Source organism: Micromonospora sp. NPDC047793 (genome assembly GCF_040642635.1).
Taxonomy (GTDB): domain Bacteria; phylum Actinomycetota; class Actinomycetes; order Mycobacteriales; family Micromonosporaceae; genus Micromonospora.
Genome location: NZ_JBEYSG010000003.1, coordinates 111,020 through 131,678 on the forward strand (window position 1 = coordinate 111,020; position 20,659 = coordinate 131,678).

At 71.8% G+C, this 20,659-nt stretch carries 17 protein-coding genes and 1 pseudogene; 8 read left to right on the forward strand and 10 right to left on the reverse strand.

Annotated features, from left to right (window positions below):
* From ABZ738_RS08195 to ABZ738_RS08205, 3 genes are read left to right on the forward strand one after another with little or no spacing between them, the layout of a single operon-like run.
* Entirely contained in the window at positions 1-1,503 is a 1,503-nt protein-coding gene (locus tag ABZ738_RS08195; RefSeq protein WP_357211893.1) for an AMP-binding protein, read from the forward strand.
* Between the two features lie 29 nt (positions 1,504-1,532).
* The gene (locus ABZ738_RS08200; protein WP_357211894.1) at positions 1,533-4,661 is read left to right on the forward strand and encodes an amino acid adenylation domain-containing protein; all 3,129 of its coding nucleotides are present in this window, start codon (positions 1,533-1,535) and stop codon (positions 4,659-4,661) included.
* Positions 4,661-4,912 (forward strand): phosphopantetheine-binding protein, encoded by a 252-nt coding sequence (locus ABZ738_RS08205; RefSeq protein WP_357211896.1) that lies wholly within the window; start codon positions 4,661-4,663, stop codon positions 4,910-4,912. Before ABZ738_RS08200 ends, ABZ738_RS08205 begins: the two co-directional genes overlap by 1 nt.
* 12 nt (positions 4,913-4,924) lie before the next feature.
* Here the strand turns inward: ABZ738_RS08205 and ABZ738_RS08210 are convergent, their stop codons facing one another.
* Complete coding sequence (locus ABZ738_RS08210) at positions 4,925-5,866, reverse strand: NADP-dependent oxidoreductase (protein ID WP_131051787.1); 942 nt, start codon at positions 5,864-5,866, stop codon at positions 4,925-4,927.
* 90 nt (positions 5,867-5,956) lie between these two features.
* Between ABZ738_RS08210 and ABZ738_RS08215 the strand changes: the two genes are divergently transcribed.
* The gene (locus ABZ738_RS08215) at positions 5,957-6,583 is read left to right on the forward strand and encodes a TetR/AcrR family transcriptional regulator (RefSeq protein ID WP_131051788.1); all 627 of its coding nucleotides are present in this window, start codon (positions 5,957-5,959) and stop codon (positions 6,581-6,583) included.
* A gap of 51 nt (positions 6,584-6,634) precedes the next feature.
* Here ABZ738_RS08215 and ABZ738_RS08220 read toward each other — a convergent pair whose 3' ends face one another.
* The 4 genes and pseudogenes from ABZ738_RS08220 to ABZ738_RS08235 form a co-directional block, all read right to left on the reverse strand.
* Entirely contained in the window at positions 6,635-8,302 is a 1,668-nt protein-coding gene (locus tag ABZ738_RS08220; protein WP_343232754.1) for a CotH kinase family protein, read from the reverse strand.
* A 12-nt stretch (positions 8,303-8,314) separates the two neighbouring features.
* Positions 8,315-8,854: pseudogene (locus ABZ738_RS08225) on the reverse strand (chitobiase/beta-hexosaminidase C-terminal domain-containing protein); the annotation flags it as partial.
* Positions 8,749-9,585: a polyphosphate polymerase domain-containing protein gene (locus ABZ738_RS08230; protein ID WP_236145593.1), complete on the reverse strand. Its 837-nt coding sequence runs from the start codon at positions 9,583-9,585 to the stop codon at positions 8,749-8,751. The pseudogene ABZ738_RS08225 and the gene ABZ738_RS08230, both read right to left, overlap by 106 nt.
* Complete coding sequence (locus tag ABZ738_RS08235; RefSeq protein ID WP_131051789.1) at positions 9,582-10,190, reverse strand: DUF4956 domain-containing protein; 609 nt, start codon at positions 10,188-10,190, stop codon at positions 9,582-9,584. Before ABZ738_RS08235 ends, ABZ738_RS08230 begins: the two co-directional genes overlap by 4 nt.
* Before the next feature lie 721 nt (positions 10,191-10,911).
* On the opposite strand from ABZ738_RS08235, the gene ABZ738_RS08240 reads away from it, so the two are divergent.
* Positions 10,912-12,264, forward strand: a complete 1,353-nt coding sequence (locus ABZ738_RS08240; protein WP_131051790.1) for an endo-1,4-beta-xylanase — start codon at positions 10,912-10,914, stop codon at positions 12,262-12,264.
* An 82-nt stretch (positions 12,265-12,346) separates the two neighbouring features.
* Here ABZ738_RS08240 and ABZ738_RS08245 read toward each other — a convergent pair whose 3' ends face one another.
* Positions 12,347-13,903 carry a glycoside hydrolase family 43 protein gene (locus tag ABZ738_RS08245; RefSeq protein ID WP_131051791.1) on the reverse strand — a complete coding sequence of 519 codons (1,557 nt, stop codon included), beginning with the start codon at positions 13,901-13,903 and terminating at the stop codon, positions 12,347-12,349.
* A 75-nt stretch (positions 13,904-13,978) separates the two neighbouring features.
* A complete protein-coding gene (locus ABZ738_RS08250; RefSeq protein WP_357211900.1) occupies positions 13,979-14,827 on the reverse strand; it encodes an SDR family NAD(P)-dependent oxidoreductase in 849 nt (282 codons plus the stop codon).
* A 299-nt stretch (positions 14,828-15,126) separates the two neighbouring features.
* On the opposite strand from ABZ738_RS08250, the gene ABZ738_RS08255 reads away from it, so the two are divergent.
* Positions 15,127-16,506 carry a glycosyl hydrolase family 18 protein gene (locus ABZ738_RS08255; RefSeq protein ID WP_176093908.1) on the forward strand — a complete coding sequence of 460 codons (1,380 nt, stop codon included), beginning with the start codon at positions 15,127-15,129 and terminating at the stop codon, positions 16,504-16,506.
* Positions 16,507-16,636: 130 nt separating this feature from the next.
* Here the strand turns inward: ABZ738_RS08255 and ABZ738_RS08260 are convergent, their stop codons facing one another.
* Together ABZ738_RS08260 and ABZ738_RS08265 are read right to left on the reverse strand one after the other, a co-directional pair.
* The gene (locus ABZ738_RS08260) at positions 16,637-16,960 is read right to left on the reverse strand and encodes a hypothetical protein (protein WP_357211902.1); all 324 of its coding nucleotides are present in this window, start codon (positions 16,958-16,960) and stop codon (positions 16,637-16,639) included.
* 137 nt (positions 16,961-17,097) lie between these two features.
* A complete protein-coding gene (locus tag ABZ738_RS08265) occupies positions 17,098-17,874 on the reverse strand; it encodes an IclR family transcriptional regulator (RefSeq protein WP_357211904.1) in 777 nt (258 codons plus the stop codon).
* A 46-nt stretch (positions 17,875-17,920) separates the two neighbouring features.
* Between ABZ738_RS08265 and eda the strand changes: the two genes are divergently transcribed.
* Together eda and ABZ738_RS08275 are read left to right on the forward strand one after the other, a co-directional pair.
* A complete protein-coding gene (gene eda, locus ABZ738_RS08270; protein WP_357211906.1) occupies positions 17,921-18,580 on the forward strand; it encodes a bifunctional 4-hydroxy-2-oxoglutarate aldolase/2-dehydro-3-deoxy-phosphogluconate aldolase in 660 nt (219 codons plus the stop codon).
* Between the two features lie 76 nt (positions 18,581-18,656).
* Positions 18,657-19,769, forward strand: coding sequence for a sugar kinase (locus ABZ738_RS08275; protein ID WP_357211907.1), 1,113 nt, complete (start codon positions 18,657-18,659; stop codon positions 19,767-19,769).
* Positions 19,770-19,791: 22 nt separating this feature from the next.
* On the opposite strand, the gene ABZ738_RS08280 is transcribed toward ABZ738_RS08275, so the two are convergent.
* The gene (locus tag ABZ738_RS08280; protein ID WP_357211909.1) at positions 19,792-20,580 is read right to left on the reverse strand and encodes a class I SAM-dependent methyltransferase; all 789 of its coding nucleotides are present in this window, start codon (positions 20,578-20,580) and stop codon (positions 19,792-19,794) included.
* Between the last annotated feature and the right edge of the window lie 79 nt (positions 20,581-20,659).

Below are 20,659 nucleotides of genomic sequence, written 5' to 3' on the forward strand. Positions count from 1 at the left end.
GTGAGTACGGCGTCGCCGGACCGGGCCACCCCCCGTACCGTGCCCGAGCTGCTGGACTGGCGTACCTCCCTGCACCCCGAGCGGGTGGCGGTCGAGGTGCACGGGGTGGCCGAGCTGACCTTCGCCGACTGGTCCGCCGGGGCGGGGGCCGTCGCCGCCGCCCTGTCCCGGCGCGGCCTGCGTCGCGGCGACCGCGTCGGCCTCTACTTCGGCGCCCGGGACTGGACCTGGTTCGCCGTCGCGTACGTCGGGGTGCTGCGCGCCGGTGGCGTCGCCGTGCCACTCTCCGACCGGCTCGCCGCCGGACAGCTCGGACACGCCCTGGACCACTGCGCGGCCACCGCCGTGCTGCACGGCGACGACACCCCCGCCCCGCCGGTGCCGTCCGGCCTGCCGGTCTGGACCTGCGCCGAGCTGCTGGCCGAGGCATACCGTGACGGCGAGTCGGTCGCCCGACCCGGTGACCTCGCGCAGATCCTCTACACCTCGGGCACCACCGGACGTCCCAAGGGGGTCGCCGCCAGCCACGCCAACCTCACCGCCGGTGCCCCACAGCATCCACGCCGGCTGGCCCTGGCCCACTCGGACCGGTTCCTGCACGCCTTCGCGATCGGCACCAACGCCGGGCAGACCATGCTGCTCAACGCGGTGACCGCGAAGGCCGCCGCACTCACCCTGCCCCGGTTCACCCCGGCCCGGTTCGCCCGACTGGTCGAGGCCCCCGGGACCGGCACCGTCTTCGTCGTCCCGTCGATCGCCGTCGAGCTGCTCGACTCCGGTGCCCTGCGCGGGCGGGACACCAGCGGCGTACACCTGATCGGCTCCACCGCCGCGTTCCTCGCGCCGGCGGTCGCGGCCCGGCTCGCCGAGACGTTCCCGCAGGCCACCATCGTCAACTACTACACCTCCACCGAGGCGGCACCGGCCCAGACCACCATGATCTGGGACCCGTCCCGGCGGGACGCGGTCGGTCGACCGGTCGGCGGCCGGCTCATGGTCGCCGACGCCGACGGTAGGCCGCTGCCCGCCGGCACGACCGGTGACGTCTGGCTGCGGGCGCCCTTCCCCCGCGCCTACTTCCGCGACGAGGCGGCCAACCGGGCCACCTTCCGCGACGGATGGGTCCGCATGGGGGATGTCGGCCGGGTCGACGCCGACGGCTACCTGTACCTCACCGACCGGCACCAGGACGTGATCAAGACCGGCGCGTTCAAGGTCTCCACCCTGGAGGTCGAGGCGGCGCTGCACGACCATCCCCTGGTCGCCCAGGTCGCCGTCGTCGGTGTCCCGCATCCGGTGCTCGGCACCGCCGTGGCCGCCGCCGTGGTGCCCCGGCCGCAGGCCGCCCCGGACGGCCTGTCCCTGCCCGCGCTGCGCGGATTCCTCGCCGACCGACTGGCCGACTACCAGCTGCCCGCCCGGCTCCTGCTCCTCGACGAGCTGCCCCGCAACGAGGGCGGCAAGGTGCTCAAGCGGCAGCTCACCGACCTCTTCGAGAACTGACCACCACCAGCACAACCCAGGGAGCACATGTGGGCACCGCCGAGGCGACCTCCGCACAGCACGCCGTCTGGTTCACCGAGCGGGCCGGGGTCGCCGGCACGGCCTACCACATGGCGATCGGCGTACGGTTCGCCGCCGGACTCGACCGTCGGGCCCTCGTCGCGGCCTGCGCCTCGGTGACCGACCGGCATCCGATCCTCGCGGCCAGGATCGTCGGCGACGACGACGGCACCCCGCGCCTGGCACCGGCCGACACCCGTCCGACGGTCGGCTTCGCGGAACTGACCGACGCCCGGGTGACCGAGGAGATCGCCCGGACGTACGACCTGACGACCGGACCACTGGCCCGGTTCACCCTGCTCACCGACGCCGACGACACGCACCTGCTGCTCGTCACCGCACACCATCTGGTCTTCGACGGCATGTCGAAGGACATCCTGCTCCGGGACCTGGCCGCCGCGTACGCCGCCGCCCGTGGCGGTGCCACCGTGGACCCCGGGCCCCGACCCGACGAGTACGCCGGCCTCGCCACCGCCGAACAGCAACGCGTCGCCGTCGACCTGCCCGCCGCCCGCGACCACTGGCGGCGGCACTGGTCCGGGCTCGGTGAGGTGGTCCTGCCCGGCCTGCGGCGGCTGCCCACCGGCGCGGAGCCCGGTGTCGCCGTCCCCGTCGACCTGCCCAGCGATCTGGTCGACGGCGTCGACCGGGCCGCGCGGTCGCTCGGGGTGACCCGCTTCGAACTGCTCCTCGCGGTGCTGCACGCGCTGCTCGCCCGCTACGGCAACCGGGACACCCCGGTCGGGGTGGCGCTCTCCACCCGTACCCCCGACCAGGCCGACCGGATCGGACTGTTCGTCAACGAACTGCCCGTCACCGCCGACCCGGCCGGCGGGACGTTCCGCGCACACGCGCACACCGTCCGGGCCCGGCTGCGCGAGGTGTACCCGTACCGCGCGGTGCCGTTGGCCCAGGCCGTGCCCGGCCTGCGTCCCGCACCGGCGTTGACCCCGGTCAGCATCGGCTACCGGCGGCGCGGCAGCGCACCGGTCTTCCCCGGGGTGGACAGCGAGGTCGACTGGACGCTGTTCTGCGGTGCCGCCCGCAACGCGCTGCACGTCCAGGTGGTGGACGCGCCCACCGGGCTCACCGTCAGCCTCCAGCACAGTCCGGCGGCCATCGACACCGCCGCCGTACGCCGTATCGGCGGGCACCTGCGCACCATGCTGGCCGCCGTGGTCGCCGACCCCGATCAGCCGGTGGCGGAGATGCCGCTGCTGCCCGCCGACGAGTTCGCACAGGTCACCCGCGTCTGGAACGACACCGCCCGGACGTACCCGGTCGACGCCACCGTGCCGGCCCTGTTCGCCGCCCGGGTCGCCGCGGACCCGGACGCGGCGGCCGTGGTCGACGGTGACCGGACGCTGAGCTACGCCCAGCTCGACACCGCCGCCACCCGGCTCTGCGTCCTGCTGCGGCAGCGGGACGTCGGGCCCGGCTCGCTCGTCGCGGTCGCGCTGGACCGGTCGTGGGAGGCGGTGGTGACCATGCTCGCGGTGTGGCGCTGCGGGGCCGCCTACCTGCCGGTCGACCCCGGCCACCCGCCGGCCCGCCAGCAGGCCGTACTCGCCGACGCCACGCCCACCCTGGTGGTCACCTGTGCCGCCGCGCCGGACCCCGCCCGGCCCACGCTCACCCTCGACCGGAGCGCCCTGCTCGACGGCCCGGTCCCGGCCGCGCCCGACCTCTCGCCGAGCGCCGCCGACCTCGCCTACGTGCTCCACACCTCCGGGTCGACCGGGCACCCGAAGGGTGTGGCGGTGCGCCACGGCTCGCTGACCAACCTGCTGCTCGGCGTCCGCGACCTGCTGGAGAGCGGTCCGACGCACCGGTGGCTGCACCTGACCTCGCCGTCGTTCGACATCTCCACGGTAGAGGTCTTCCTGCCGCTGGTCACCGGCGGCACGGTGGTCGTCGCCTCGGCCGTCAGCGCCCTGGACGGCGCCGGAGTCCTGCGGCTGATCCGCGCCGCCGGAGTCACCCACGCCCAGGCCACACCGTCCGGCTGGCGGGTGCTGCTGGAGGCCGGTCTCGGCGACCGGACCGGGTCGGCGGACGGGGACGCCCCGCTGGTCGCGGTCACCGGCGGGGAGGCACTGCCGGTCACCCTCGCCCGCGAGCTGCGGTCCCGCACCGCGCGCCTGATCAACGGGTACGGTCCGACGGAGGCGACCGTGTACGCGACCATGGCGGAGATCCCGGTCGACCCCGACGAGGTGACCATCGGCCGGCCGCTGCCCAACGTTCGGGCGTACCTGCTGGACGAGGCGGGGCGGCCCACGCCGGTCGGGCTCCCCGGCGAGCTGTGGCTGGGCGGCGCAGGGGTGGCCGCCGGCTACCGGGGGCGTGACGACCTGACCGCCGAGCGGTTCGGTCCGGATCCGTTCGGGGCGACCGGTGACCGGCTCTACCGCACCGGCGACCGCTGCCGGTGGCTGCCGGACGGGCGGATCGAGTTCCTCGGCCGCGCCGACGACCAGGTCAAGATCCGGGGACACCGGATCGAGTTGGGCGAGATCGAGACCCGGCTGCTGGAGCACCCCGAGGTCGCCGCTGCGGCCACGGTCCTGCGGCACGACGCCGACGAGCCCCGCCTCGTCGCGTACGTGGTGCCCCGGCCGGGTGCCGCTCCGGAGCCGGCCGGCTTGCGTCGACACCTGGCGTCGAGTCTGCCGACGGCGGTGCTGCCCACCGACTACGTAACGCTCGACCGGTTGCCGCTGAACCCGAGCGGCAAGGTCGACCGGGCCGCCCTGCCCGCCCCGGCACCCCGCGACGCCGTGGGCGGCTCGCGCGGCCCAGGGCCCGAGGCACCCGACGGCGCGGTGGCCGGTGTGCCGGGCGGCGTGGACGCCGACGGTGGTGACGACCCGGTGGTGGCGCAGCTCCGGCTGATCTGGCAGGAGGTGCTACGAATCCCCGACATCGGCGTGCACGAGGACCTCTTCGACCTCGGCGGGCACTCGCTGACGGTGACCCGGATCAGCGGCCGGATCCAGCAGCGGCTCGGGGTCGAGGTGCCGCTCGACGCCTTCTTCGACACCCCGACCATCGCCGAGATCGCCGACATCGTGCGGCAGTCCGGGAAGGAGTTCTGATGACGGCCGACCCCGGACTGCGGGCACGGATCGCCCACATGGTCAGCGAGGCCACCGGAGGGGAGGTCGAGCCGGCCGACCTCCTCGCCGGCGGGTCGATGATCGCGTTGGGCGTCGACTCCCTGGGACTGCTGCGTCTGGTCGACGCGATCGAGTCGGAGTACGGCGTCGAGGTCGAGCTGACCGGCGCCGGTCGTCGACTCGACACCCTGGACGACCTCGTGGCGATGCTGGCCGCCGCCGAGCGGTGAGCCGGCCTCGGCTCAGACGGTCAGCACGAGTTTGCCGAGGGTGTGCCGGCCGGCGAAGTCGGTGAGCGCGCGTACGCCCTCGGCGAGCGGGTACCGGCGGCCGACGGTCGGAGTGAGGCCGGCGACCTCGCGCATCCCGCCGAACCGGCCCTCCACGTCGAGCACCAGTTCGAAACGCACGTCGCTGCGGTCGAGGAAACGCGGATCCGGCTGGGGAAAGGTGATCGTGTAGAGCCGTCCACCGGGCCGCAGTGCCCGTCCGACCCGCTGGAGGCGGTCGCTGGGCAACACCAGGTTGAATGCCAGGTCGACCTGGTCCGGATAGTCGTCGGCGTAGTCGATGACCTCGGTGGCCCCCTTCGCTCGCAGCAGTTCCGCGTCCGGCGGGCGTCCGGTGGCGATCACCGTGGCGCCGGTCAGCTTGGGCAGCAGGGTGGTGCCCACGCCGCCGCTGGCACCGACGACCAGGACGGTCTCCCCGGGTTGCGGTGCCGCGGTGGCGAGCAGGGCCTGGACGGTGAGGCCCACGGTCGGCAGCGCAGCGGCCTCGGCGACGTCCAGCGCTGCGGGCCGGTGGGCGATGAACGGCGTGTCCGCCTCGAAGACGGCGTACTCGGCGAGGGTGCCGGTGGTCAGGCTCGGCCGGCCGGCGCCGACCATCGCCCGCAACGCCCGGGGCACGGCGTGCCCGAACACCTCGTCGCCCACGTGGTACGCCTCGACGCCCGCGCCGACCTCGCTGACCGTGCCGGCGAAGTCGTTGCCGAGGACGTGTGGGAAGGTCAGCTCGGCGGCGCTTCGAAACTCACCGGCGGGTAGCCGTACGTCCATCGGGTTGATCGAGGCGGCGGCGATCCGTACCTGGATCTGTCCTGGCCCCGGCCGGGGGATCGGCATGTCGGCGACGGTGAGTCGTTCGGGTGGCCCGTACCCGGTGGCGACGACAGCTTTCATGATCCCCCCGTTCGCTAGGGCGGTCCGAAACGGACCGTGCGGTCAGGTTAGTGATGAACGGACCGCGCGGTCAACTTGTAGGCTGGGTCGGTGACCGCCTCGATCCGACCGTTGCGCGCGGACGCCGCGCGCAACCGGGCGTCGTTGCTGGCCGCAGCGGAGGCGGAGTTCGCCGAGCGTGGCCCGGACGCGTCGGTGGCCGACATCGCCCGGCGGGCCGGCGTCGGCAAGGGCACCGTGTTCCGCCACTTTCCGACCAAGGACGATCTCCTCGCGGCGGTGGTGCTCGACCGGATCGACGGGCTCGCCGAGTTGGCGCGGCGGCTCGGGGCCGCTTCCGACGCGGGTGCCGCACTCCTGGAGTTCCTGGACGCTGCGGCGAGTCGGCAGCAGCGGTTGGACCTGTCGTTTCTGCGTGAGTCCGGCGCGCTCAACGACCAACTCGCCGAAGCCCGAGGTCGCCTCTTCGTAGAGATCACCGCCCTTGTCGAACGCGCACAGGCGACGGGCGCGGTCCGGCACGACATCACCGGGACGGACGTGATCCTGCTGATGTGCGCGCCGAGCCACGTCGTCAGCTTCGTGCCGCAGGCATCACCGGAGCTGTGGCGACGTTATCTGGCGATCATCTTCGACGGGCTCGGGCCGGCCGGCGCCCGGCCGCTGCCCCAACCGCCGCCGGACCCGGTCTCGGGGGAACTCCACCACCCGCGCTAGACGGTACGTCCCTGGCACCGGGCCGTGACCCGGTGCCAGGGACGCCTGTGCTCAGCTCGCCGTGCAGGTCGGTGTCGGTGCGCTGGGCGTGCCGGTGGTGGAGCCGAGGAAGCCGAAGGTGGTGCTGGCCCCGGCGGCCAGTGTGCCGTTGTAGCTGACGTTGCGCGCGGTGACCGCCGAGCCCTGGCTGGTGACGGTCGCGTTCCACGCCTGGCTGATCGTCTGGCCACCGGCGAACGTCCAGGTCACCGTCCAGCCGCTGATCGCCCGGGTGCCGGCGGTGACCCGCACCTCGCCCTGGAATCCGCCGGTCCACTGGCTGGTCACCGCGTACGTGGCGGTGCAGCCACCACCACCGGGCGGAGGCGTGGTCGGTGGGGGAGTGGTGGGGGGCGGCGTGGTCGGCGGGGGAGTCGTCGGCGGGGGCGTGGTGATGGTGCCGCCCCACCCGGCGGTGGAGTCCAGCCAGGCCGCCCGGCGCAGCATCCAGTCCCGCATGACCTGCACCTGGCCCTGCCAGGTGGGCGCGGTCGGCGTGACGAAGAAGCTGACCATCCGGGTGGTCAGGTTGGGCCAGCGCTGGAAGTTGCGCTGGGCGCCGTTGGCCAGGGGCGCGCTCAACGCGTTGATCCGGGCCTGCATCGACGCGTCGGAGAGCAGCCCCCGGCGCAGGGTCTGCCACCGCTGCCGCACCTCGTTGACGAAGGCCGGATCGCGCAGCAACTGGGTGAACCAGTCGTTCGCCACCGGCTGGCGGACCTGCTGGTGCTGCCATCCGGCGGTCTGGTCGTTGGCGAAGAAGCCGCCCACGCTGAAGCTGAGGTCGTAGTCCCAGAGCGGACCGGCGAAGATCTTGGTGTCCCGGTCCTTGTAGAAGTAGGCACTGCGGACGTACGAGTCCATCTCGCGGCTCAGTTCGTTGATGATGAGCTGGTCGATGAAGGAGCCCACGTCGATGTACGCCCGGTAGCCGTTGACCGGGTCGGCGAAGTTCGGTGCCCGCAGCACGTTGTGGAACTCCTGGATGTGGTTGCGCAGCCAGTCCCGTTGCTCCGGCTGCAACGACGACGGGTCGGCCACCTCCAGGTAGTTCCAGCAGGTCGCGGCCGGGCCGGTGCACGGCAGGATCGGCTCCTCGGCGGCCATCCACTCGAACTTCCAGATGTATCCGCCGGTGATCCTCGGCAGCGTCCGGTCGTCGGCACGCAACTGCTTGAGGTCGAGCCGGTTCTTGGAGTTCTTGATCGTCTCGACGATCATGTAGACGCCCATGTAGTCGTCGGCCCCGACCGGCCCGGCGTCGGTGTTGAGATAGAACTCGGCGAAGGCGTAGCGCGGGGCGGGCAGGCCCATCTCCCGACCGAGGTCGTAGACGAACGCCTCCCGGATCAGCGCCTTGTCGGTGAACGGCCCGCGCAGCACCCAGTCCGAGTCGGCGGGCATGCCCAGCACCGGATAGTCCGCGTCGTCGTCATCGTTGTCCCAGAACTCCAGCCGGAACGGCGTCTTCTCGAACGTCGCCGAGGACTGACCGCGCAACCGGAACCCGGCCCGGGTGGCGACGGTGGGCGCGGCGGCCAGCGAGGTGGTGCCGCCGCTCGGCTCGAAGACCATCGTGGCGGCGTCGATGTACTCCCGGTCCGGCCGTCCGGCGCCGTACGAGTCGATCAGGACCACCGGCAGGTCGTGGGCGGTGCTGGTGTTCTGCGCGACGTACATGGCGGTGCCCGGCGCGCCGGAGGCGGTCTGCCCGACGAAGGCCTGGGCCCGCAGCTGGGTGGTCCGGGTGAAGCGCAGCGCGGTGCCGGAATAGAGCGGCGACTGTGCGGTGGGCAGGTTCCCGTCGGTGGTGTATCGGATCTGCGCGCCGCTGACGGTGGTGCTCAACCCCACCGTCACCGCGCCCTGGAAGGTGCCGCTGGGCACCGAGAAGCCGATGTCGCCGACCAGGTCGTCGGCGGCCTCGGAGGCGGCGGCGGTGGCCGCCGTGTCGGCGGTGGTCCGGGTGGCGGAGCCGGCGACCGCTTCGGTGCCGGCGAGTGTTTCGGTGCCGGCGGTCGGTTCGGCGCCGGCGGGCGACGGTGACGGGACGAGCAACCCGGCGACGAGTACGGCGACGGCTGCGATCGCGGCGGTGCGCAGTGGTGCCGCCGCGGTGCGGACGGTCAGACGCACGATGCCTCCTGAACGGATCGGTGGGGGACGGTGGTCGGTGCGGTGTCCACCGGTGCGGTGCCGCCCTGGAAGTGCCGCCGCAGCGTGCGTCGCCACGGTGAGTCCGGCAGTTCCGGACGGAGGGCGGCCAGACCGGTGGCGTACTTGGAGATGCGGACGGGGCGCAGCCCTCGACGCCAGAGCAGCCGATCCGCGTGCGTGGCGGCGGAGCCGGTCTTGGTCTCGACCACGGCCAGTTCGGGCAGGCAGAGGGCGAGGTCGCCGTCCTGCCAGGTCAGGCCGGTGTCGATGGTGACCCGGCTGGCGGAGGACGGCAGCAGCAGCGTTGCGCGGCGGTAGCTGGTGACCAGGACCGGTTCCAGACTGCTGCCGGCGGCGGTGGGTGCGACCGCCTCGCGGACCAGCGCCTCGTCCACGAAGGCGCGGCCGGGGCCGACGGTGTTCCGGTCCTGCGGGTCGTACGGCAGTCGGTGTTTGGTGATGCTGCCGCGTGCTCCGCTGATCTTCACTTCGAGCCAGCACTGGGCGGAGTCGAGGTAGGTGCGGGTCCGCACCTTGAACCGTCGCCGTCGTCGGTAGGCCGCGCAGTGGTAGCTGGCCAACCGTGGGGTGTCGAAGTAGACCGACTCGTAGCGGAAACTGCGTTCCCCGTCGATCTCCAGCACCCGCGCGTCCGTGGTGAGCTGATCCAGCAGGTCGGGCAGCGCGTGGACCGGGACGACGTACTTGCGGTCCACCCTGGTCTGTAGGGCGGCCAGCCCGAGGACGTCGGCCAGCCCGACCGGGGTCATCGCCGACAGCATCGGGCTGGCGGGCGACCCGGTCACCGCGGGGCTCCCGCCGGTGCGGCGGTGCCGGCAGGGGAGAGGGTGCTGGTGGCCCGGCCCTTCACCGAGTACCGGACGTCCACCACGGTGGTCTCGTTCACCAGGTCGAGCCGTTGCACGGTGACGACGTGCACCCGGCCGCCGAGGAGCTGTTCCAGTTGCGCGACGAGGGCGAGATGGTCGGTGACGGCCGAGTCGAGCACCAGGATCTGGTGCCGGTAGTGACGGAGCAGCCGGGGGTGGTCGCCGAGGAACATCACCACCAGGATCAGGCCCATCAGACCGCCGCTGAGCCAGAGCTGGGTGGTGCTCAACGCGCCGAGGATGCCCAGCGCGAGCGCCGAGAAGTAGTACGCGACCTCGTGCTGGTCGAGTTCGGTCGAGCGCAGCCGGATGATGGACAGCACGCCGAACAGGGCCAGGCCCAGCCCGAGTCCGGCGCCGACGTTGCTGGCGCTCAGTGCGCTCGCCACCGCGAGGACGCCGACGTTGACGCCCAGGTAGGCGACGACGAGGTCGCGGCGGCGGTGGCGGGGGAAGTAGAGCCCGAAGACGAGCAGGGCCACCGCGCCGATGTCGATCGCGAACAGGATCAGCTGCGACATCTCGTACTTCCTCCTGGATCGCCGCCGCGCCGACCGGCGACCGTCCACGGCACCTCCGACGTACCGTGCAGGACCAGCCGAACGCCTCTGAAACTTCCGGTGAACTTGCCGGAAGTAGTTCGGGAATATTAGACCGCCGTATCGAAGCAGGTCAATAACTCTCTGTGTCCTCCCGGGTGACGGGCGGCGAGCGGCGTCCGCCGCCGACGGGCCCGGCCGGTGGTGTCGGTGCTGATCAGGGGCGCTGTCGGGGTGGGGTGCCGGTGGTGGGTCGGTGCGGTGCGGGTGGTCGGCGGCTTCGGCCGTCGGTGGTCCGTTCGGGGTGCTGCGGGCTGTCGTCGCAGGTCGGGCCGTTGCCCACGGTGACGATAGATCGACAGGCGACGCACGGCGGGCGACCGGAATCATGGGCTCTGTCCGATGTGGGGCCTCGATCTCCGGAAGTTTCAGTCGACGTGGGTGTCGGTCGCCTTTCGCTGCTCTGGGCAGCGGAAGAGAGGGTGCATGGGCGGTGGCTGGCCGCTTCGGTCGTGGGGCGCCGCCAGCGGTAGTTGCGGAAAACTTCCGGAAGTCATTGACGGACGTGAAACCCCGCTGAAATACTTCCGTCCAGTAAGGCCGATGCGGTCCCTTTGTCAGGGATCGCGGGCATCATCCCTATCCCGCGAGTCCGGAGCCATACTGCCCGTCATCGGGCCACCGGACCCGGAAGGAGCATGAGATGAGCAACGACTCTTCCCAGGCACCCAGGCGGCCGAGACGGCTGCGGGCGGCGATCGTCCTGTCCGCAGTCGGTCTGCTGGCCGTGGCGGGCGCCGTGGTGCTGCCGGGCAACGCCAGCGCGGCGAGCACCCTCGGTGCCTCGGCCGCCGAGCGCGGCCGGTACTTCGGGACCGCCGTCGCGGTGAACCGGCTCAACGACTCGGCGTACACGACCATCCTGAACCGCGAGTTCAACCAGGTCACCGCCGAGAACGAGATGAAGATCGACGCGCTGCAGCCCAACCAGGGCCAGTTCAACTACGCCAACGGCGACCGGCTCGTCCAGCACGCGCTCAGCCGCGGCATGCAGGTCCGGGGGCACACCCTGGCCTGGCACTCGCAGCAGCCCGGCTGGATGCAGAACATGTCCGGCACCACGCTGCGCAACGCCATGCTCAACCACGTCACCCAGGTCGCCACCCACTACCGTGGACAGATCGCCTGGTGGGACGTGGTGAACGAGGCGTTCCAGGACGGGTCCAGCGGGGCCCGCCGCGACTCGAACCTCCAGCGCACCGGCAACGACTGGATCGAGGCCGCCTTCCGCGCCGCCCGGACGGCGGACCCGAACGCGCAGCTCTGCTACAACGACTACAACATCGACAACTGGAACGACGCCAAGACCCAGGCCGTCTACCGTATGGTCCAGGACTTCAAGAACCGGGGCGTACCGATCGACTGCGTCGGCCTCCAGTCGCACTTCACCGGCGGCTCGAACTACCCGAGCAACTACCGGACCACGCTCTCCAGCTTCGCCGCCCTCGGTGTCGACGTGCACATCACCGAGCTCGACATCCGCAACGCGCCGACCGACGCGTACCGCAACGTGGTCAACGACTGCCTCGCCGTGGCGCGCTGCAAGGGCATCACCGTCTGGGGCATCCGTGACTCCGACTCGTGGCGCTCCAACGAGAGCCCGCTGCTGTTCGACGGCAACGGCAACAAGAAGGCCGCCTACGACGCGGTGCTGACCGCGCTGAACAACGGCAGCCCCGGCGGCGGCGACCCGACGTCCCCGCCGACCACCCCGGCGCCGGGCGGCTGCACCGCGACGATCACCCCGGGTCAGGTCTGGGGCGACCGCTACAACACCTCGGTGACGGTCAGCGGGGCCAGCACCTGGTCGGTGGTCGTCGCGATCACCTCGCCGCAGCGCATCTCCGCCACGTGGAGCGGCAACCCCACCTGGGACGGCAGCGGCAACGTGATGACGATGCGCTCCAACGGCAGCGGCAACACGTTCGGCTTCACCACGATGATGAACGGCAACTCCTCGGCCCGCCCGCAGATCCGGTCCTGCTCCGTCGGCTGACGACGAGCCGTACGGCCGACCTCCACCACCACGCGAGCGCCCGTCCCCGAGACCCGGGGGCGGGCGCTCGCCCGTGCCCCGGTCAGGGGCGTTCGGTCGGGCGGTAGTCGAACCAGTCGAAGGCGGCGCTGCCCTCGGTCACATAGAGGCCGAACACCCGACCGGTGAAACCGGCGGCGACCTCGGTGGACAGGTAGCGCCCGTCGAGTTCGGCGAGCACGACCGGCCCCTGCCCGGTCAGCACCTCGAAGCTGACGGTGTCGCAGGCGGCGGCGCGTACGCCGAACGGCGCACCGGGGGCCGTGACCTGGTCGGCGGCGGTCACGGTCGGCGGGAGCAGGTCGTCGGTGCGGGTGGCGATGCTCAGAGTGACCGGGCCGGCGGGCACCGGCAGCTCGCCGAAGACCTGACGGAACGGTCCGACCCGGCCGACCACCCGGACCAGCCCGTCGCCGACCTCGATGTCGTAGTGGTGGGCCTCGTCGATGCGTAGCGTCAGCCCGGCCCGACCCGTGCCGGGGTCGACCCGCACGGCGGCGCGGCAGTCGTGGTGCTGCTGTCGGCGGGCCATCATGGTGACGCCGACCCGGTCCAGGGTCCTGCCGGCGGCCCGCAGGGTGAGCCAGCCGGGCCGTTCGGTCAGCGACCAGACGTCCGCGGGCCGGTCGCGCAGTGAGATCCACTCCGGCGCGAGAACTGCGGTGTCGAAGTCGTCCCGGTACGCCGCCGGGCCGGGCGGCGCGGCCAGGGCGGGCGGACTTCCGGCCGGCGCGGAGGTCACCTCCTGCACCGGGTCGACCACCGGCCAGTCGTCCTCCCAGCGCACCGGCACCAGGAACGTCTCCCGCCCGAGCACGTGGTAGGGCGGCCACTGGCCCTTGGCCCGGATGCCCAGCAGCACCATCCACCAACTGCCGTCGGTCGCCTGCACCAGGTCGGCGTGCCCGGTCGCCTGCACCGGATGCCCGGTGCTCCGGTGGGTCAGGAACGGGTTGCCCGGGGCGGGCTCGAACGGGCCCCGGACGCTGCGCGAGCGGGCGACGGAGACGGCGTGGCCGGTGTGCGTACCGCCCTCCGAGACCAGCAGGTACCACCACTCGCCGATGCGATAGAGGTGCGGCGCCTCCGGGTACTGCCCACCGCTGCCGGACCACATCGGCACCGGGCCTTCGAGGACCTTGCCCGCCTCGGGGTTGATCCGGTACGACGCCACTCCCGACAGGGTCAACCAGCAGTCGCCGTCGTCGTCCCAGGCCAACGAGGGGTCGATGTGCGGCAGGTCGAAATAGACCGGGTCGGACCAGGGCCCGGCCGGATCGGTGGCGGTGACGATCAGGTGCCGGCCGATGCTGACGTTGGTGGTGACCATCCAGAACCGGCCGTCGTGGTAGCGGATCGTCGGTGCGAAGACGCCACCCGAGGCGTGCGCGTCCGGTGGCAGGTCGAGCTGGCTCGGGCGGTCCAGCACGTTGCCGATCTGCCGCCAGGTGACCAGGTCCCGGCTGTGGAAGACGGGTACGCCGGGGAAGTACTCGAAGCTGGAGCAGACCAGGTAGTAGTCCTCGCCGGCCCGACAGACACTGGGATCGGGGTGGAATCCGGCGACGACGGGATTGCGGAACGTGGGGGCAGCGGACACCTCGGGGTCACCCTTCGTCGTCTGGGCGAAGTAGCCATCCCGGTCGATGCTATGCGCCGCCGGGCGGCGCGCCGGTCACTCCGGGAGATGGCCGCGCAACAACTCCACGGTGCGCTCGTACAGCCGGTCCTGGACCTCGGGGTCGGCGGCCTGCGGATGGGGTGTGCCGGGGACCCGCTCGTCGTAGTAGGTGCCGTTGTCCTCGCGCTTCGCCGTGATTTGCACGACGGTGTCGGCGGCCTGCTCCGGGGGCTGCCCGTCGACAGAGAACATCGCGTGCAGCAGGCCGGTCGAGATGACGCCCGGGTGCAGGCTGACCACGTCCAGCGACGGTGACGGTCGGTTCCGGGCCAGCCAACCGGTGTACGTGACCAGGGCGAGCTTGGCGTGCGCGTACGCGGCCGACGGGGCGTACGCCTGCCGGGTCAGGTCGAGGTCGTCCAGGTGCAGCGTGGCCGAGTGGTGGGTGGCGGACACGATGTTGACGATCCGTCCCCGGTCGTGGCCGGCGACCAGGTCGATCAGGTCGGTGGTGAGCAGGAAGGGCGCCAGGTAGTCGACCTGGAAGGTGATCTCGTTCCCGGCGTCGCTGACCGTCCGGGTGGCCGGCGCGGGACGGCCCGCGTTGTTGATCAGGACGTCGATCGGATCGGTCGTGACGCGGATCCGCTCGGCCAACCGGGTGACCTCGGCGAGATCGTGGTAGTCGGCCGTCACGTACGTCAACTCGGCATCCCGGCGTTGCCGGGAGCGCACCTGGTCGAGCAGGTCGGCGACCTCGCTTTCCGGCTCCGGCCCGTGCAGGACGAGACTGCCGGGCCGGTCGGCGATGGCCAGCGCGGTGGCGCGGCCGATGCCGCTCGTCGCGCCGGTCAGCACGACGGCGGCGTCCCGCAGCGCGTCGGCGTGCGGTGCTGTCGGCACGACTGCTCCCGTCGTCGTCGAGCCGGGCGGTGGACGTGTTCCGCCACGTCATCGGCGGTGTCGGTGATGAACCTAGCGGCTGTCGCCGGGGCGGTGGTGCGCTTGGCGAGTTTCGTCGCCGGTCGTCCGACTTTCATAGCTCGCCATCGAAAGTTGTCGTTGACCCCAACGGTTAACACTCTTTAAGATTCTGCTGCCTCGAGGAAACCACCCTGTCCACCCGTACGCTCGTCCGGCGCCGACGACCATCGGCGCCGGACGGCGGCACGGCGCCGTGATCCGCACCGGGAAGGCCCTCGATGTCCTCACCACGTCCACGCCCCCGTTCGGCCCTGGCAGCCGGCCTGCTCGCCCTGGTCACCGCCGGAGCGACACTCGCCGTCACCCCGACCGCCGCCCACGCCGTGGTCCTGCCGAACAACTTCAAGAGCGTCGGCTACATGCCGTCCTGGACCGGCAACGTCAACTCGGTCCAGTACGGCAAGCTCACCCACATCAACTACGCGTTCGTGCTGCCCAACAGCAACGGCACCCTGCGGCCGGTGGAGAACCCGAGCAAGCTCTCCTCGCTGGTGTCGCTGGCCCGGGCCAACAACGTCAAGGTCTCCATCGCCGTGGGCGGCTGGAACGACGGCGACGACAGCGCCTTCGAGGCTCTCGCCGCCAACGCCGGCACCCGCACCACGTTCGTCAACAGCCTGGTCTCGTTCGTCAACCAGTACGGCCTCGACGGCGTCGACATGGACTGGGAGTACCCCGACCCGGGCGCCTCGGCCGCCAACTACGCCCTGCTCATGCAGCAGCTCGGCAACGCGCTGCGCCCGCAGGGCAAGCTGCTGACCGCCGCCGTGGTCGCCGAGGGCTACTACCGCGACGGCGTGCCCACCTCGGTCTTCAACCACGTCGACTTCCTCAACATCATGGCGTACGACGGCGGCAGCCCGCACGCCAACTACGACTGGTCGATCAACGCGGTGAACGGATGGAAGGCGCGCGGACTGCCGGCCGCCAAGGCCGTCCTCGGGGTGCCCTTCTACAGCCGGCCCGGCTACTACACGTACACCCAACTGGTCGGTATGGACCCGGCCAACGCCAACCGGGACTGCACCACGGTTGGCGGCGTCCAGCAGTGCTACAACGGCATCCCGACCGTCAAGCGCAAGACCCAGTGGGCGATGGCGAACGCCGGCGGCATGATGAACTGGGAGCTGACCCAGGACACCAGCGGCTCGACCTCACTGGTCAGCGCGATCTACGACACCGTCATGGGTGGCGGCACCCCGCCGCCGACCGGCCGGACCGGCCCGATCACCGGCATCGCCGGCAAGTGCGTGGACGTGGCCGCCGCGAGCAACGCCAACGGCACGGCCGTGCAGCTCTACACCTGCAACGGCACCAGTGCGCAGAGCTGGACGGTGGCCTCCGGCGGCACCCTGCGGGCCCTCGGTAAGTGCCTGGACGTGGCCAGTGCGGGCACCGTCAACGGCACGCCCGTGCAACTCTGGGACTGCAACGGCACCACCGCGCAGGTCTGGCAGGCCCAGTCCAACGGCACGCTGCGCAACCCGGCGTCGAACAGATGCCTGGACGCCACCGGCAACAGCTCCGCCGACGGCACCCGGTTGCAGATCTGGGACTGCTTCGGCGGCGCCAACCAGGTCTGGCGCCTGCCGGCCTGACGCAGGTCGGGTGACACCGGGGGGTTCAGGAGGAGTGATTCCGTCCCGAACCCCCCGGCCCGATCAAGGAGGTGGTGAAACGGCGGACGTCATCCCCGGATGTCGGCGCTGCCGTGGGACAGGTCGAGGCTCAGCCGCGGAGTTCCCAGCTCCCGCTCGCCACCTCTTCGTTCGACTGGCAGAAAGCCGTCGAGTGCGTGCCGCCGGGACGCTTCCACGTGCCGTACCTGGTGGTGTAGTTCTCGCTGCCGATGCGGTAGCAGCGGGCCTTGGCGCGGTATTCGCCGCTGCCGGTGCCGCAGTAGACCGCGTAGGTGTTCTGGTACTCCAGGTTGTACCGGCCCGAGCAGCCGCTCGGCGCGGCCTGGGCCGCGCCGGGAACCAGGACGAGCGCGGGTGCCAGCAGCGCGGTCAGGGCGACCGTGCGCAGGCCAGCCTTCAGTGCGGTGTTCATGTGTACCCTCCGACGGATCGTCGATGGGCGCCCAACATCATGTTGAGGAGCCCCCGTGATGGCTCGATCACCTGTTGTCGATGATCGAGGCCGACACTACAGCGATCCGCGTGACTGCGCTGACCCGCTTGCGGGCGCTACGCGACCACCATGCTGCGGGCCTGGGTGAGGCCACCGACCATCTCCCGCAGCGCCGCGACGATCGACGCCTCGATCTCCGGCCGTAGCCGGGAGACCGGAACGGAGATGCTCACCGCGTCCACCGCCGGGGACGACAGCGGGACGGCCATCGCGAAGCAGACGATGCCCTCGGCGTTCTCCTCCCGGTCCACCGCGTGCCCGGTCGCTCGGACGTCGGCCAGCGCGGCGTGCAGGGCGTCCCGGTCGCAGACGGTGTGCGGGGTGAGGCGGGGTAGCGGCCAGGTCAGCAACGTGTCGACCGTCTGCTCCGGGTGCCCGGCCAGCAGGGCCTTGCCGAGGGCGGTGGCGTGCGCCGGCAACCGGCGGCCGATCGCGCTGTAGAGCCGCAGCCGGTGCACCGACTCCCGCTTGGCCAGGTAGACCACCTGGTCGCCGTCGAGCCGGCCGAGGTGGACGGCCTCGCCGAACCGGCGGGACAGCTCGTCGAGGACGCTGCCGAGCAGGCCGACCCGGTCGTCCCCGTCGAGATAGGCGGCGCCGACCCGCAGGGCCCGCAGGCCGAGCCGGAACCGGGTGCCGGTGTCGTCGGTCTGCACCCAGCCGCGACTGGTCAACGTGCGCAGCAGCCCGTGCAGGCTGCTCTTGGGGATGCCGAGCGCGCGTGCCAGGTCGCCCAGGGCCCAGGAGCGCGGCTGGTCGGCGAGCAGTTCGAGCAGGTCGAGAGTGCGGCCGGCCGACTTGACGGGCTGGAACTCCTCTTGCGCGGTGGGCACCGGCCCACTCTAGCGAAGCCGGTACGCCTCCAGTAAGGTCACGTACGTGACTAACGTTCAAGGATCTGAACGATCTGGCCAGGGATCTGGAAAAATCGACGTCGGACGGGTGCTGCCGGTGGTGGTCCTCGAGGACGCCCGGCACGCCGATCCACTCGCCTCGGCGCTGGTCAAGGGCGGTTTGTCGGCGATCGAGGTGACCCTGCGTACCGCCGCCGGACTGGACGCGATCAAGGCGGTGGCCGGGCGCGGCGATCTCACGGTCGGTGCCGGCACCGTGCTCACCGCCGAGCAGGCCGAGCGGGCCGTGGCCGCCGGTGCCCGGTTCGTGGTGACCCCCGGTTTCGCCCCCGCAGTGGTGCGCTTCTGCCAGGAGGCCGGCGTGCCGGTCTTCCCCGGCGCGGCCACCGCGACCGAGATCCAGATGGCCGTCGACGCCGGCCTGAACGTGGTCAAGTTCTTCCCCGCCCAACTGCTGGGCGGCGCGCCGATGATCAAGGCGCTGGCGGCGCCGTTCCGCGACATCCGGTTCATCCCCACCGGCGGCCTCACGCCCGCCGTGATCGACGAGTACCTTGCCCTGCCCGCCGTGCTGGCCGTCGGCGCGACCTGGATGGTGGCGGCGGACCTGATCGCCGGTGAGCAGTGGGACGAGATCACCAGCCGGACCGCCTCGGCGGTGGCGGCGGCGGGAGGCCGGGCATGAGCGAGCAGAGCGAGCGAATCATCGGGTGCAGTGCGGTGGTGCCTCATGGCGGCACGCAGCGGAGCGGAGTGCCGGCATGAGCGCGCAGAGCGAGCTGACCCCTCGGCCGAAGGACGAGTGCCGGTACGACCTGGTCTCGCTCGGCGAGGTCATGCTGCGACTCGACCCCGGTGAGGGGCGGGTCCGCACCGCGCGTCAGTTCCGGGCCTGGGAGGGCGGCGGCGAGTACAACGTGGCCCGGGGCCTGCGCCGCTGTTTCGGCCTGCGGACCGCGGTGGTCACCGCGTTCGCCCAGAACGAGGTCGGCCGGCTGCTGGAGGACCTGATCCTACAGGGCGGCGTGGACACCAGCTTCGTCACCTGGCTGCCCTACGACGGCATCGGCCGTAGCGTGCGCAACGGACTGAACTTCACCGAGCGCGGTTTCGGCGTACGCGGGGCGGTCGGCACCTCCGACCGGGGCCACTCCGCCGCCAGCCAGCTCAAGCCGGACGACGTCGACTGGGACCACCTCTTCGGCACGCTCGGGGTGCGGTGGCTGCACACCGGCGGCATCTACGCGGCGCTGTCGGAGACGGCCGCGCAGACCGCCGAGGCCGCGATGACCGCCGCCCGCCGGCACGGCACCATCGTCTCCTACGACCTGAACTACCGGCCCAGCCTCTGGAAGGCGGTGGGTGGTCAGGACCGCGCCCGGGAGGTCAACCGTCGGCTCGCCGCCCTGGTCGACGTGATGATCGGCAACGAGGAGGACTTCACCGCCTGCCTCGGGTTCGAGGTGCCGGACACCGACATCCACAGCGGCGCGCTCGACGCCGGCAACTTCAAGACGATGATCGAGGCCGTCGTCCAGGAGTACCCGAACTTCAAGGTCGTGGCGACCACGCTGCGCGGCGTGCACAGCGCGACGGTCAACGACTGGGGCGCCGTGGCATGGTCGGGTGGCGCGTTCGCCGAGGCCACCCACCGCCCCGGCCTGGAGATCATGGACCGGGTCGGTGGCGGCGACAGCTTCGCCTCCGGGCTCATCTACGGCCTGCTGGAGCGCGACGGCGACCTGACCCAGGCCGTGGAGTACGGCGCCGCCCACGGCGCCCTGGCGATGACCACCCCCGGCGACACGTCGATGGCCAACCTCGCCGAGGTGGAGGCACTGGTGCGCGGAGCCGGCGCCCGCGTGCAACGTTGACCTGCGACCGGCCGGGTCGGGACTACCCGATCCGGCCGGTCAGCACGCAGACGCGGACGTGCTCGCGGAACCGGGTGGCCGGGCCCAGCGCGTCGCGGATCATCGTGGACAGCTCCGTCCGTTGCGCCGGCGGGGGCAGGGCGTCGACCGGGAAGCTGGAGTAGACGCCGCCGAGAAGAGCGTCCAGGTCGATCTCGTCGGTGTATTCGACCACGGTCTCGGTGACGTGGTAACCGTGCCGGGTGAGTGCGTCGGCGTACCGGCGTCGGCTGTCGGTGTCGGTGCCGCAGCTCCGGCTCAGTTCGGTGCCGCGCCAGCGTTCCAGGCAGGCACGTAGTGCCCGCGACCATGACGTGTCCTGAAGCCACAGAGGGGTCCCGTTGGCCACCACCGCGATTCCGCCACCGGGACGCAGCAGCGGACGGAGCCCGGCGAACACGCTCTCATGCGCCATCCAGTGCAGAGCCTGCCCGACGGTCACCGCGCCCACACTCCCGTCGCAGAACAGCCGCCCCAACGCGGGCAGGTCGGAGTCGGCACCGAGGACCCAGCTCACGTTGGCGACCTGCTGGTCCTCGGCGGCCCGACGGGCGAGTACGAGCATGTCGGGCTCCGGATCGACCCCGACGACCGCCCGCACCCGAGCGGCGAGCGGCAGGGTGAGCTGGCCCGTGCCGCAGCCGAGGTCGACGACCACGTCCTGCGGCGTCAGACCGAACGTCGTCGCCAGCACGTCGAAGACGGCCGGCGGATAGCCGCGCCGGTAGCGTTGGTAGAGCCGTGCCACTTCACCACCGAAGCCCAGGTCCATGCGGCCAGGATGTCCGGACCGGCCGCGACCGGCCAAGGCATTCTGCTGACGGCAGCATGCGGCGAGGATCCGGCAACCT